12 protein-coding genes are annotated in these 13,197 nt (G+C 73.0%); 8 read left to right on the forward strand and 4 right to left on the reverse strand.

What is annotated here, in order from left to right:
* The first annotated feature begins 117 nt into the window (after positions 1-117).
* The 8 genes from ACWD3O_RS08755 to ACWD3O_RS08790 all read left to right on the forward strand — a co-directional run bounded on the left by ACWD3O_RS08755 (position 118) and on the right by ACWD3O_RS08790 (position 10,521).
* The gene (locus ACWD3O_RS08755; protein WP_451415317.1) at positions 118-1,665 is read left to right on the forward strand and encodes a condensation domain-containing protein; all 1,548 of its coding nucleotides are present in this window, start codon (positions 118-120) and stop codon (positions 1,663-1,665) included.
* A gap of 75 nt (positions 1,666-1,740) precedes the next feature.
* Positions 1,741-2,748: a sugar phosphate nucleotidyltransferase gene (locus ACWD3O_RS08760; RefSeq protein WP_451415318.1), complete on the forward strand. Its 1,008-nt coding sequence runs from the start codon at positions 1,741-1,743 to the stop codon at positions 2,746-2,748.
* Entirely contained in the window at positions 2,745-4,301 is a 1,557-nt protein-coding gene (locus tag ACWD3O_RS08765; protein ID WP_451415319.1) for an AMP-binding protein, read from the forward strand. The genes ACWD3O_RS08760 and ACWD3O_RS08765 overlap by 4 nt, the downstream gene beginning before the upstream one ends.
* Positions 4,301-6,184, forward strand: coding sequence for a transketolase-like TK C-terminal-containing protein (locus ACWD3O_RS08770; protein WP_451415320.1), 1,884 nt, complete (start codon positions 4,301-4,303; stop codon positions 6,182-6,184). The genes ACWD3O_RS08765 and ACWD3O_RS08770 overlap by 1 nt, the downstream gene beginning before the upstream one ends.
* Entirely contained in the window at positions 6,181-7,317 is a 1,137-nt protein-coding gene (locus tag ACWD3O_RS08775) for a 3-dehydroquinate synthase family protein (RefSeq protein WP_451415321.1), read from the forward strand. Before ACWD3O_RS08770 ends, ACWD3O_RS08775 begins: the two co-directional genes overlap by 4 nt.
* Positions 7,314-8,324 (forward strand): BadF/BadG/BcrA/BcrD ATPase family protein, encoded by a 1,011-nt coding sequence (locus ACWD3O_RS08780; RefSeq protein ID WP_451415322.1) that lies wholly within the window; start codon positions 7,314-7,316, stop codon positions 8,322-8,324. Before ACWD3O_RS08775 ends, ACWD3O_RS08780 begins: the two co-directional genes overlap by 4 nt.
* Complete coding sequence (locus ACWD3O_RS08785) at positions 8,321-9,160, forward strand: inositol monophosphatase family protein (RefSeq protein WP_451415323.1); 840 nt, start codon at positions 8,321-8,323, stop codon at positions 9,158-9,160. The genes ACWD3O_RS08780 and ACWD3O_RS08785 overlap by 4 nt, the downstream gene beginning before the upstream one ends.
* Positions 9,161-9,174: 14 nt before the next feature.
* Complete coding sequence (locus tag ACWD3O_RS08790) at positions 9,175-10,521, forward strand: hypothetical protein (protein WP_451415324.1); 1,347 nt, start codon at positions 9,175-9,177, stop codon at positions 10,519-10,521.
* Here ACWD3O_RS08790 and ACWD3O_RS08795 read toward each other — a convergent pair.
* From ACWD3O_RS08795 to ACWD3O_RS08810, 4 genes are all read right to left on the reverse strand, one after another.
* Positions 10,505-11,056 (reverse strand): NUDIX hydrolase, encoded by a 552-nt coding sequence (locus ACWD3O_RS08795; protein WP_451415325.1) that lies wholly within the window; start codon positions 11,054-11,056, stop codon positions 10,505-10,507. The two genes, ACWD3O_RS08790 and ACWD3O_RS08795, sit on opposite strands and share 17 nt — an antisense overlap.
* 108 nt (positions 11,057-11,164) lie before the next feature.
* On the reverse strand, positions 11,165-11,839 hold the full coding sequence (locus tag ACWD3O_RS08800; RefSeq protein WP_451415326.1) for a hypothetical protein: 675 nt from the start codon (positions 11,837-11,839) through the stop codon (positions 11,165-11,167).
* Complete coding sequence (locus ACWD3O_RS08805; protein ID WP_451415327.1) at positions 11,836-12,429, reverse strand: hypothetical protein; 594 nt, start codon at positions 12,427-12,429, stop codon at positions 11,836-11,838. The genes ACWD3O_RS08800 and ACWD3O_RS08805 overlap by 4 nt, the downstream gene beginning before the upstream one ends.
* Positions 12,426-13,121, reverse strand: coding sequence for a hypothetical protein (locus tag ACWD3O_RS08810; RefSeq protein ID WP_451415328.1), 696 nt, complete (start codon positions 13,119-13,121; stop codon positions 12,426-12,428). The genes ACWD3O_RS08805 and ACWD3O_RS08810 overlap by 4 nt, the downstream gene beginning before the upstream one ends.
* Positions 13,122-13,197 lie beyond the last annotated feature (76 nt).

Here is a 13,197-nt window from a genome sequence, read left to right on the forward strand (position 1 = left end):
TACGGGGACATGCGGTCAACTCGCATCGCCGGACGAACTCCCGGCCCTGCGTGGCTGTACGGGCACCTGACTCCCGTACAGCCACGCGGTTTTCCTTGACGAAGGGGAGGAGCGGCTATGGCCCCGCCTGTGACGCCGCCGCTGGACGAGCACCGCCTCGCCGGCGTGCTGCGTCCCATCTGGGAGACGGCCCTTGGTCGCGCTGTGGAGACGGACGAGGACTTCTTCGAGGCCGGGGGTGATTCGCTGACCGCGCTCGCCGTGGCCAGCGCCGTTACCCGGGCAACCGGCCGGACCGTTCCGGCCGGATGGCTCTACCACAACCCGCGGCTGGTGGATGCGGTTCGGTCCCTTCTGCAGGCCGAGGCGGTGGGCATCAGCGCACCGGTGCCGCAGCCGAGGCAGGGGCACCATCCCCTGTCTTTCCAGCAGGAGGGGCTCTTGGACGTCATCGGTCACATCGGGGGGAGGCACCGGTACCAGGTGGCCTACGCGGTCGCGCTGGATCCTTCGGTGGACGCCGGCCGTCTTCAGGCTGCGTGGGAGCGGCTGCCGGACCGCCATCCCGTACTCGCCACCCGTCTCGCCCACCACGGCGCCGAACGCGTCCAGGACGTCTCCACTGCGCCGCCGTCCCTGGAGACGATCGTCGCCACCCGCCAGGGCGAAGTCGCGCAGGAGACGGACCGCTGGGCGTCCGCCACGATCGCCCTTGACGACGCCCTGGTCCGCGCCGGGCTGGTGCGGGGCGCGGATGGTTCTCAACTCGTACTCGCGGCCCATCAGATGATGATGGACCCCTGGTCCTGGGGCCTGCTGCTTCAGGATTTGTCCGCCCTGTACACCTCGCCGGACGCCGAGGGAGCACCGGAGCTTGCGTACTCCGACTACGCCCGCTGGCAGCGCACCCACCTCATCGGAGAGGCCTACGCCCGGCACCTGGATTTCTGGCGTGGGACGGCCGACGACTTCCCCGCCGACGGGATACGCCTGCCGGGAGCCCGGGGCGGCGCCGGGCCCGCAGGCCCCGCCGCGCGGCTGCCGCTCCACATTCCCCACGCACGGGTTGCCGCACTCGAAAACCGGGCCAGGGCGGCCGGGGCCTCGCTGTTCGAGGTACTCCTCACCCTGTTCAAGCTCGCCGTCGGCCGCTGGACCGGCATCGACGACGTCCTGGTCGCCAGCGCCACCGCCAGCCGGACCGCGGCCGGCACGCAGGACGTCGCCGGCTTCTTCGTCAACGGCCGTTTCACCCGTACCCGTCTGTCGGCCGGGACGGTGGCGGACCTAGTCGACCAGGTCAAGCAGTCCTGGCGTGCGGCCGACGAGCATCGCGAGCTCCACCTGGAGAAGACCCTCTTCGACCTGGGCCGACCGGACATGGCGAACGTGAAGTTCTCGCTCAACACCGTCCCTGGGCTCGCTCAGTTGCCGTCCCTGGGCGGACAGCGGCTGCGCGCCGTGCCCGTGACCGGCGACGCCAGTGCACGGCGTCACCTGAGTGTCGGCCTCACCCGGGTGGGCGGCGCCTTGGCCGGAGCGGTGACCTACCGCACCGACGTGCTCGGCCGGGATGTGGTGGCCGAGCTGCTCAGCGAGTTCGACCGGGCGCAGCGCGCGTTCGCGGCGGACCCGGATCAGCACATCGCTCTCACGACCCACTAGTCCACCAGTCCGCTGAACGCGGGCCGCCTGTCCTGGAGCGAACCGCCGCGCGGGCGCTGGGGGAAGGACGCACCGATGAAAGCTCTCGTACTGGCCGGCGGACAGGGCAGCCGCCTACGGCCGCTCACGCCCACGCTGCCCAAGCCACTGGCCCCGGTGGCGAACCGGCCGGTCCTCTCGTGGGTACTTGACCACCTGGACCGCGCCGGCGTCGAGGAGACCGGGGTGATCGTCCCCGTGGCCGACATGACGCTCTACCGGCGGATCATCGGCACCAGCACCGCGGCTGGAACGCCGGTGCGGTGGCTGCCCGAGGCGGCCGCGGCGGGAACCGGAGGATGCCTGCGCCAGCAGGCATCCTTCTTCGACGGCGGACCGGTGCTCGTGGTGCCCGCCGACATCGTCTCCTCGGTCGACCTCGCCCGCCTCATCGGTCACCACCACTCGGTAGGCGCAGCGGTGACCGTGGCCGCCGTCGTGCGGGACGGGGCCCAGTGGGCCGGAGACGTGCTCGTGCCCGATCCCGCCCGGCCGGGCACCGCCACCGCCTACCGGTTCAAACCGGGCAGCACCGGCCGCCTGCTGGGATCGACCGGAGCGTGGATGGTCGGGCCGGACGTCCTCGATCGGATACCCGCGCACGGCTTCACCGACTTCTCAAGCCAGACCCTGCCCGCCCTGCCGGCGGCCGGTCTGCCCCTGGGCCTGTTCGACGCGGGCGAGATCTACCTCCGGGACATCGGCACCCCGGCCAAGCTCCTCACGGGCAACCAGGAGGCCGTCGTCGGGGCATCCCCGCTGGAGGTGGCGTCAACTCTCGGCGACGGGGCTCGGATCGACCCGAGCGCTCACGTTGGTGAACAGGTCCTGATCGGTGAAGGCGCCCAGATTGCCGCGGATGCCTGTCTCACTGGCCCGGCCGTGATCGGGCCGCACGCCCGCATCGGCGCGGGAGCTCACGTCGACGGTGCCCTCGTACTGCCGGGCGCTCGTGTCGACGCCGGCTGCCGGGTCACCGAGGAGATCGTCGGCGACCCGGGCCGGGCGCGCGACGTGCTGCTGCGGCTGGCGGCTGAACGATGACGGGCTCGAGTGCCTCCGTCGCCGCGCAGGTCCTGGCCTGGTGCGCCCGCACGCCAGACGCCGTCGCCGTGGAGCAGGGGGCGCGCCGGTGGACCTACCGGGAGCTGGAGCACGCCGTGGCCGGTGTCGCCGGCGACCTCCGGGATGCTGGGGTGGGCCCCGGGCAGGTCGTCGCGGTCACCGCGCACCGGGGTCTGCCCCTGGCCGCCGCGTGGGTGGCGGTGCTGGCGAACCGCTGCATCCTGCTCCCCCTCGACCCCGCGCTCTCCCCGGCCGCCCGTACCGGCATGCTCGCCCGCAGCGGAGCCGGATGGGATCTGCGCGCCGGGGACGTCGACGCCCGCGCCCTCCCCGGTGTCCCGGTGCTGTCCGTCTCCGGGGGGCCGTGCCCTTCCCGCCCGGCCCTGGGCCCGGTGCCGCCCCCGGGGCCGACGGAGGCGGGGTACGTGTTCTTCACCTCGGGTAGCACCGGGGAGCCCAAGGCGATCCTGGGCCGTCACCGAAGCCTTGCCGCGTTCCTGCCGTGGCTCGCCGCCACCCTGCGCGTCACGCCGGACGACCGGGTCCCGCACCTGGCCGGGGTCGGCTTCGACGTATCCCTGAGAGAGGTGCTCCTTCCGCTCACGTCCGGGGCCCGTCTGTGCCTGCCCCCGCCAGGGCCCTTGCCGCCCGGCGACGTCCTGGCGTGGCTCGCCGATGCCGGCTCCACGCTGGTGCACACGGTGCCGACCGTCGCCCGCGCCTGGCTGCACTTCGCGCCCGAGGGGATGCGTCTGCCGCGGCTGAGGGCTGTGCTGTTCAGCGGCGAGCCGCTCACCGACACGCTTATCCGCCGGTGGCGGGCCCACCTCGACTACCGGGGCGTGATCGTCAACCAGTATGGGCCGACCGAGACCACCCTCATCCGCTGCTGGCACCCGGTCGACCATCCGGTGCCCGGCATCCAGCCGCTGGGCTGCCCGATCCCCGGCAGCGAAGCATGGGTCGAGGACCCGCCCGGCGTGCGCGCCCCCGCGGGCACGGTGGGCGAGATCGTTATCCGTACCAGTTACGGCACCAGCGGCTACCTCGGTGAAGAAGCCCTCACAGCCGCCCGGTTCACCTTCGGACCTGACGGCGAGGTCACCTACCGCACCGGCGATCTCGGCAGCGTCGACGAGCACGGCCTGCTCCACTTCCACGGCCGCAGCGACGACCAGATCAAGATCCACGGCGTCCGGTTCCACCTCCACGGCGTCGAAGCGGCCCTCGAGGCCCAGCCCGGCATCGACCAGGCCGCCGTCACAGCCGAATCCGGCGTCGACGGCTCGCCGCCGCGCCTGACCGCGCACCTGATGCTCGCCGCCGGCTACGACCGGATTCCCGCCGGCCTGCGTGCGGCCCTCCTCGACCAGCTCCCGGCGGCCGCCGTCCCCTTCCGGCTGATGGTCGTGGGCGCGCTGCCGCGCACCTTGGCCAGCGGCAAGCTCGACCGCTCCCGCCTCACCACCGCCCCACCATCCGCGCCGCACGGCATCACGCCCGCGGCCTCCTATCCCAAGGACACCTCCTGATGCGTACCTCACCCCAGTCCCAGCCGGCCCAGCAGGACCTGACGACCGTCGCGCAGGGTCTGCGCGCCTTCGTCTTCGCCGCCAACAAGCACCCGGGCGGAGCCTCCTCTTCGGTCGAGGCGATCACCGCCCTGTACTTCTCCGGCGCCACCACGCTCGCCGCGGCGGGCCAGGTCCGCGACCGGCTCATCTACTCCAAGGGCCACGCCGCCGCCAGCTGGTATGCCGCGCTGTGGACCCTCGGCGCGATGCCCCAGATGACGTGGCAGGAGGCGACCGGCTTCGGTCAGGTCGGCCACCCGGTGCCCCGCATGCCGGTCCGCGGGAGCGTGCCGGGCATGGAGATGAGCACCGGCGCGCTCGGCCAGGGCCTGTCCTTCGGGGTCGGTACCGCGCTCGCCGACCGGCGCGACGGCCTCGGCACCCGGACCTTCGTTGTGCTCGGGGACGGCGAGTGCACCGAGGGCCAGGTGTGGGAGGCTGCGATGACCGCCTCCCGCCTCGGCCTGAAGAACCTGGTGGCGCTCGTCGACGCGAACGGTTCCGGCAGCGTCATCAAGCTCGACCGCACGCAGTGGGCCGAGAAGTTCGCCGCCTTCGGCTGGCGCGCGGTAAGCCTGGACGGACACGACATCGGCGCCATCGCCCAGGAGCTGCGCGCCGAGACGGACCGGCCGACCGCGCTCATCCTCAACACCATCAAGGGCCGGGGCCTGGCCGAGGAGGTCGAGGGCTCCAACACCCTGTCCGCAGAGGTCGAGGAGCAGCACCTGCCCGCCTGGGACACCGGTGCGCTCATCGAGGCGGCCCTGGCCGTCATCGACCGCCACCACCCCCACGCCGCCCGGGCCCGTGTCTCGTCCGGTATCCGCCCGGCCGTGACCGCGCCGGTCCGGCCCTCTCGCGCCGAGCTTCTCGGCCGACTCGCCGGGCACTCCGAGGGCGCCGAGGTCGTGGCGAAGAAGGCTCTCGGCGGGGATCTCGCCCAGGAGCTCGCCGGGCTGCCCCTGCTGTGGATGGCCCCCGACGCCATCCGCAACTCCGGCCTCCTCGCGCGGATGGAGCAGGTCGGGTCCTGGACGTGGGGCACCCCCGGCGCGGACGTGCTGCAGTGCGCCATCGCCGAGCAGGACGCGGCCTCCCTGGCCGCCGGCGCGGCGAGCGCCGGACTGTGGCCGGTGCTGTTCTCCATGGAGGGCTTCTACTGGCGGATGCTCGACCAGATCCGCGAGTCGATTGCCTTCCCCCAACTGCCCGTTCTGCTGGTGGGAACCTCCGGAGGCCTCGGTGACCCGCTCGGCCCCATGGTGCAGTCCGACGGTTGCCTGACGGCGCTCGCCGCCATCCCCGGCCTGGAGCTGTTCGAGGCCGCCGACATCAACACGGCCAAGCTCCTGGCGGCCGAAGTCCTCGCCTGCGGCCGCCCCGCCTACCTGCGGCTGCCGCACGAGGCCGTGCCCGTCCGCCACAGTCTCACCGACCTCGCCACCCGCCCGACCAACGCCGGTGCCTGGACGCTCGCAGACGCCGACGCCCCCGACCTCGTCCTGGTGACGGCTGGCGCGCTCCGCGAGCGGGCCCTGGAGAGCGCCGAGCAGCTGCACGCCCACGGCCACACCGTCCGGGTGGTCGAGGTCTTCAGCACCAGCCGCTTCTCCCGCCTCACGGCCGAACAGCGCGCCCAGTTCCTGCCGCCCGGGGTGCGGGCCGTCAGCATCCACAATGCGCCCAGCAGCGTCCTCGGGTCTCTGCTGGGTGACGGCGCTCTGGCCATCGGCGTCGACACGTACGGCATCGCGGGCTGGCCGCAGGCCGCCTTGTACGAGGCGGCCGGACTGACCACGGACGCGCTCGTCGACCGGATCCTCAAGGAGCTGGCATGACCTCCTCACACCTCGGTCTGTCCTTCCTCGACCAGGGCCCGATCCTGGTCAGGGCACACCGGATCGACAACTACGCCGTCCACGTCGACGACGGTCTGCTCACCCGCCTGACCGGCCTTCTCACCGACGTCCTGGAGCGGCTCGACAGCCCCGACGTGGTGATCGCCGTCGACACCGGCGCCGCCGAGCACCACCTCGGCGCCGTCACCGCCGCCGTCCTGTCCACCGGCCGGCCCTTCCAGGTGGTACCGGTCCCGGCCGGCGAGGCGAGCAAGTCCCCGCGCGGGCTGAGCGCCCTGGTCCGCGCCCTGCACCACCACCGTGCCTCCCGCCGCACCCTGCTGCTGGCGGTAGGCGGCGGCATGGTGTGCGATCTGGCCACCACCGCCGCCGCCGGGTACATGCGCGGCATCCCCTACGCACTGCTGCCCACCACGGTCCTCGCCCAGGTCGACGCGGCGATCGGCGGCAAGGGCGGACTCGACGACAACGGCGCGAAGAACCTCCTCGGAGCTTTCCACCACCCCGCGGCCGTCTTCGTCGACCCGCTGCTGACCGGCACGCTGCCCGAGCGGCACGTCCGCAACGGTCTGGCCGAGGTCATCAAGGTGGCGCTCATCGACGACACGGACGACCTGTTCCACGTCCTGGAGCAGCACCCCGATCAGCTGCCGACCGGCCAGGCGCTGACGGGGATCGTCCGCGCTGCCATCGCCGCCAAGCTCCGCCTCCTGGCCGACGATCCGTTCGAGCAGGGCGACTTGAGGCGGCTGCTGAACCTCGGCCACTGCATCGGGCACCCCTACGAGGCCGCCACCGGTTACCGGGTCCTGCACGGCGAAGCCGTCGCCGTCGGCATGGCGGCCGCGGCCGCGCACGCGCACCTGGCCGGCGTCACCACCCTGGCCGAACGGGACCGGATTCTCCGTCTCCTCGACGCCTACCGGCTTCCCGCCGCACTGCCGGAGGCGATGCGGGAGCGCACCTGGGAGGGGATGGACACGGTTCGCCGCGTCCGCGGAGGCCCGCTCCACCTCGTCCTGCCCCGCACACCCGGCCACTGCACTGTGACCGACGACATCGACCGCGCCTCCTACGACAAGGCCGTGTCCGAACTGGCGGCCCGCCCGTGACCGACGACGCCGATCCGTACTGGCTGCTTGTCGAGGGTGGCGGGAGCCGTACCTGGGCCGCCCTGGCCACCTTCGACTCCGTCGTCGCCGAGCGGGAGGGGCCCTCGACCAACCCCCGCTCCGTGGGCCACGACCAGGCGCACGACACCCTGGCCGGGCTGGTCCGCGCGCTCCCCCGCACCGGACCGTTGCGGGGAGTCGTCGCCGCCCACGGAGCCGCCTCCACCCGCGCCTGCGCAGACGAGTTCGCCGCCCTGATCCGGCGGGCGCTCGCCACCGCCGGCCACCCGCCCGTCCCGGTGCTGGTCACCAACGACATCGTGCCGTTGCTGCTCGACGGCGACGGTCCCCTGTGCGTGGTGATCTGCGGCACGGGCACCGGGTTTGCCGCCCGCAACGGCGACCGCTGGGCGCGAGCCTCCGGACTGGAGTGGCTGCTGGCCGACGAAGGAGGCGGTCACGACCTGGCGGCCCGCGCCCTGCGGGCCGTCGTCCGGTCCCAGGACGGCCGCGGCCCCGCCACCGCGCTCGTCGACGCCGCCCGCCGGTGGTGCCCGCCTGGCCCCGGCGCGGACGCCTCCCTCGGCGAGACCCTCTTCCACGCCGTACACGGGGACGCCGCCCGCAAGCCGTACGTCGCCTCGTTCGCGCCGTTCGTGCTCGATGCGGCCCGCGCCGGCGATGTGGTGGCCGGCGGGCTGCTCGACGACGCTGCCCGGGAGCTGGCCGAAGGAGCCGAGGCGGTCTGCCGAGCCGTCGGACTAGCCGCAGCGACGCCGCCCGCCCTGGTCCTGTCCGGTTCCCTGTTCCACTCCGACGTCCTGCGCGAGCGGTTCCTCAGCCGGGCCCGCGCACAGTTCGGGGTCGGTGTCGTTCCTCGGGTGGCCGCGGTTCCGGGGCCCGGCCTGCTGCACCTGCTCGGCCTGTGGCGGGATCCGGCGGCGCTCGCGGCCCTGGGCCGGGCCATGCCCGTGCACGCTGGCCCCATCCCGGGGAGCCGGCCGTGACCGCGCGGCGTGCCAGTCCGTCCGAGCCGAGGGCAGGCGCGGATCTGGGACTCGGCCGTGCACTGCGCCCGGCCCTCGACACCTGCCGCCAGGACATCGCCCGCTTCCGCGCGGCACCGGCCCCCGGGCGGGACAAGGCGAGTGTCCACGGCGGCCGCGAAGTCGTCACTGAGCTCGACCTCACCCTGCAAGACCGCCTCACCACCGAGCTCTCCCGCGCGTTCCCGGGAATCCCGGTGATCGCCGAGGAGGGCCTGGCCGAGATCCCCCAACTGCCAGACGAGTGCCTGCTCGTGGATCCGCTGGACGGCACCGCGCCGTTCCTCGCCGGCAGCAGCGACTACGCGATCGCCATCTGCCTGATCCGCGACGGCATCCCGGCCGAAGGCGTCATCGACCTTCCCGCCCACGACATCCGGGTCAGCGCGGCGCCCGGCCTCCTCCACGTCACCGGAGACGTGACCCGGCTGCCTCACCACGGCCCCCGCACCGTCCTGACCAGCCCCGGCCACGTGGCCGCCGTCCAAGCCCGGTTGACCGGGACCGGCTGGTCCGCGCACCCCGTCGCCACCGCCAGCGTGAAGATCACCTTCGTCGCTCTCGGCCGCGCCCGAGCCGCCGTCTACCTGCCCCGGCCCGGCAGCGGCGCCGCACCGTGGGACTACCCGGCCGCCGTCCTCGCCGTCGCCGCGGCCGGCGGCACCGTCCACGACACCGCCGGGAACGACCTTGCCCGGACCCGGCCCGCCCGGCTCGACGGCTGGCTCGCCTCGCTCCAACCGCCCGACGCGGACCTGTCGGCGCTGCTGCGCCCACCGGCCGCTTCCCATCTGTAGAAGGACCTTCTTCGATGCGCTCCCTCGCCACCACCACCGACGGCTGGCGCGGCCGTCCCGGCCCGGACTGGGCCGAACCGCAGCTCCTCGCCGCCCTCGACCACTGCGCCGCCCAGGGTGCCTTGGGCGAGCACGTCCTCATCGGGCACGACGCCCGGGCCGGCGCCCGCGAAGTCGCACACCTCGCTGCCGACCTGCTCGCCCACCACGGGCTGACGACCTACTTGGCGTCGGCGCCCGGGCCCACGCCCGCGTTCGGAAGCCTCGTGCACCGCCGGTCCGACCTGACCGCGGCCGTCGTCGTTACCGCCAGCCACAACCCGCCCGGATACATCGGCATCAAGGTCCGCGACCGCTCCGGGCACGGCATCCCCTGGCCCCAGCCCCCGGTAGACGCTGCCCTCGACCCGGGCCTGCTGGAGGTGCGCCACCATCAGCGCACCGACGTCCTCAGCCCCTACGTCGGTGCCGTCGGCGACCCGCTCAGCACAGTCGCCGGAACCTTCGACGGTGACGTCTTCCTCGACGCCGCCCACGGCGCGGTCGGCGTCCTCGCGGGGCGCCTGACCGGCATCCGGGTCCTGCGCGGGCGTCCGCTGCCGTTCTTCGCCGGGCAGAGCCCCGACCCCGTCCCCCGCGTCCACGCCGAACGCGCCGGGCGCACCCTTTTGGACCAACTCGCCCACCGCGAGCGGGCCCTGCTGGCGATGACCGACGGCGACGGAGACCGGCTTGTGCTGTTCACCCACCGCTCCGGCTACATCCCCAGCGCCGAACAGGCCGCCGCGCTGCTGTACGCGGGACTGCCGGTGAAGCGGCTGATCACCACCCACGTCGCCCCCCGCATGGCCCTGCGCGCCGCGAGACGCGCGCAGCCCGGCCTCAAGGTCACCGAGACCAGTGTCGGCTTCAAGCACCTCGTGGCGGCATGGCGCGTCCAGCCCGTCCCGACGCTGGCGCTGGAGCCCAATGGCGCGCTCGTCCACGTCACCGGCCCGGACGGCTACTTCGAGCGGGACGCCCTCACCGCCCTGACCACCCTCCTGCGTACCTTCGCCTCCCTGGAGGACCTGGACGACGCGATCCAGGACGTCCGCCAGGCCCATCCGCACACCCAGCTCGTCCACACCACGCCCGTCCCGCTCACCGATGTGCTGCGTGCTCTGCCCGGACTGCTGCCCACCTGGCGCGCCGACATCGCCGGGGAGGTCGCCCACTACGACGACGGCGCGCACGGCCACATCGCCGTGCGCGCCTCCGGCACCGAACCGGGCACTCGCCTCTACATCGAAGCCCCCGCCGAGACGGCCGAGCTGCTCACCCGGACGCTCGGCGGGCCGGCGTTCAAACTGTCTGCTTGAGCAGGCCGGCGGCCACCAGCCCGGCCAGGCCCATGTCCGCGTCGGTCAGCTGACCGCCCAGGACATGGGCCACGTACTCCTCCAGTGGCACCGTGAGCGGCTCCACGAACTCGTCGCCGTCGGGCCGGGGCTCGGCGACCTTGCGGCAGCCCTGGGCGAGGACCGCGTAGCGGACGTGGGTGGCGTACGAGGCCAGGTAGGTCTGCATGACGACGGTGAGCGACTGGGCCTCGAAGCCGGTCTCCTCCAGCAGCTCGCGGGCCGCGGCGTCCTCGACGCGCTCGTCCGGCCCGACCAGGCCGCCGGGCAGCTCCTTGAGAACCTTGCCCGGGCCGGGGCGGAACTGGCGCACCAGCACGCCGCGGCCGTCGTCCGTGAGCGCCACCAGCGCCACGGTCCGCGGGCCGTTGAGGATGTCCCAGTCGCCCTCGCGGCCGTCGGGGTAGCGGTAGGTGCGGCATCCGACCTTCAGGAAGCCGGCCGGCTCCGGTCGTTCGCCGACCAGGTTCCATTCCAATGCATCTCGCTCAGTCACAATACGTATCCTATTCGGCTCGAAGAGTGACGTTGTTGTGGGTGGAGAGGGAGGCGCGGGGGTGTTGCGCAGGCTCCGCAACACCCCCGCCATGGACTGCGCCCAGGTTCAGGCCGCCTTGATGACGCCCTGGTCGACGAGCTGCTGCCGCATGGCGCGGTACTCGTCCATCGTGACCGGGCGCTGCCCGCGGGCGTGCTTGGGCTTGCCCGCCTGCGAGGCCTCCGGCCAGTCGTCGGCGGCGGGCAGCATGTCCAGCGCGGCATGGGACCGGCTCTTGGCGCGCGGCCCCCGGATGAACAGGGTGACCGTCCCGGGCAGCATGACCGTCTGGTGGATCATCGGGTGCCCGAGGGTGTACGCCGAGCCGGGGCGCTCGATCGTGATGACGCCCGGTTCGATGTCGGCGGCGGTGAACTCTCCTTCGCTGGTGCCGGTGCGGCGCCGCCACACGTGGATGTAGGCGCCCTTGAGGATCTTCACCGTGAAGGAGTACTTGTGGTCGTGCGGCACCAACTCGCTGCTGCCGGGCGACATGTGCAGGCGGATCTGCAGCCCGCGGGCGTCGTCCTGGTAGAGGACGAGCCGGTTGATCAGCGGGTGGATCTCGCTCTCGGCCAGGCGGTGCGGGTCGTGCTCGATCTCGTGGACGAGGCGGGTCAGCAGCGTCTGGTCGGCGCCGAGGCGTTCGAGGATCTCGCTGCGGGCGCGGTGGCTGGCCCGCAGGTCCGTGTCGTCGATGGCCGGCAGGTCGTCGAGCCAGCTCGGGGCGGCGGTCGTCATCGCGCACTTACCTCCGTGGCCGCTTCGCGCCCGGTGAGCGCGGGCGTGATCAGGGCCTGGGCGGCCGTGAGCCTCTGCAGGTAGGCATCGGGGTCGAGAGATGGCCCTTGCGGCGCCAGAGGGGCGCGGGCGACGACCAGTTGGATGCCGTCCGGACTGGTCTCCGTCGTACGCAGGGTTCCCGGGTGGCAGGCGTAGATGCTCTCGGGCTGGAAGGTGCGCAGGTACCAGGGGTGATCGGCCTCGGCGTCGCCGCGATGGCGGAAGCACTCCAGGTAGTGGGTGCCGGCCAGGGTGAGGGTGACGGTCTTCTCGGCCGCCTCGGCGGGAGCGGGCGTGCCGTCGGCGTGGGTCCGAAGGTAGAGGGCCACGTCGTCCTCGTGGTGCAGGAGGAGCTGGGCGTGGCCGTTCCCGGTGAACGATCCCGCGGCGTTGGCGGTGCCCGCGCCGGCGATCAGGGTGAGGACCTGGCGGGCCGCGTACGGCAGCCAGCCGCCGTGGAGGATGTCGGGGCTGTCCGGGACGTCGGAGGGAGCGCTGCTCTGGTCGAGCAGCGCGGTCACAGGCGCAAGCAGGGCAAGGCGGGTCACGTGCGGGCGAACCTCTCTGTGGTGATGACGCCGAGACGTGCCAGATCCGCGATGCGGTTCTGGAGCTGGGCGGGGGACATGGGTATGGAGCGCCGATAGCGGGTGTCGTCACGGACCGGGCGTCCCTGGTCGTCCTGGTGCAGGTCGTGCAGGTCGGATGCCGAGTGCCACCGGCTCTGGCGCGCCGGGCCGCGCAAGAAGAAGGTGACCGAGCCCGGGAGGACGGCCGTCTGGTGGACCAGGGAGTGCAAGAGGAGGTATCCGCTGCCCGGCCCTTCGACGGTCACGGTGCCGGCCGCGAGGTCGGCGGAGGTGAACGGACCTGTCTGGGCCTGGCCAGTGCGCCGGTTCCACGTGTGGAGGTAGCCGCCGTGGAGGACGCGGACGGCGAAGGGGTACTTGTGGTCGTGAGGGATCAGTTCCAGCTCACCCATGGGGAACGCGTGCAGACGCAGCTGCCACTGGTCGGCCCCGGTGGCATCCTCGGCCAGGACGAGCCGGTCGACCAGCGGGTTGGTCTCGCACCTCCGCTGCCGGGCGGGGTCGTCCCGTAGGGAGCACACCAGCTCGGTCAGCAGGGCACGGTCCTCGGCCAGGGCGCCCAGGAGCTCCCCGCTGGCCTTCGCGCAGGCACGCGGCCGGTTCCAGTCGATCGCGTCGAGCGCGGTGGCGAGAATTGTGGGTGTCAGCATCGAACCTGCTTCGGGCCGGTGAGGATGGCGATACGGTGACGCTGATCTGGCAGTGCGGGTGAACAGCGAAGGGGAG

The sequence above is a fragment of the Streptomyces sp. NPDC002640 genome, assembly GCF_053592575.1.

Bases quoted from the DNA above. Each gene is read 5' to 3' on its own strand.
- ACWD3O_RS08755 (WP_451415317.1), top strand. From the start codon at position 118: ATGGCCCCGCCTGTGACGCCGCCGCTGGACGAGCACCGCCTCGCCGGC.
- ACWD3O_RS08760 (WP_451415318.1), top strand. From the start codon at position 1,741: ATGAAAGCTCTCGTACTGGCCGGCGGACAGGGCAGCCGCCTACGGCCG.
- ACWD3O_RS08765 (WP_451415319.1), top strand. From the start codon at position 2,745: ATGACGGGCTCGAGTGCCTCCGTCGCCGCGCAGGTCCTGGCCTGGTGC.
- ACWD3O_RS08770 (WP_451415320.1), top strand. From the start codon at position 4,301: ATGCGTACCTCACCCCAGTCCCAGCCGGCCCAGCAGGACCTGACGACC.
- ACWD3O_RS08775 (WP_451415321.1), top strand. From the start codon at position 6,181: ATGACCTCCTCACACCTCGGTCTGTCCTTCCTCGACCAGGGCCCGATC.
- ACWD3O_RS08790 (WP_451415324.1), top strand. From the start codon at position 9,175: ATGCGCTCCCTCGCCACCACCACCGACGGCTGGCGCGGCCGTCCCGGC.
- ACWD3O_RS08800 (WP_451415326.1), bottom strand. From the start codon at position 11,839: ATGACGACCGCCGCCCCGAGCTGGCTCGACGACCTGCCGGCCATCGAC.
- ACWD3O_RS08810 (WP_451415328.1), bottom strand. From the start codon at position 13,121: ATGCTGACACCCACAATTCTCGCCACCGCGCTCGACGCGATCGACTGG.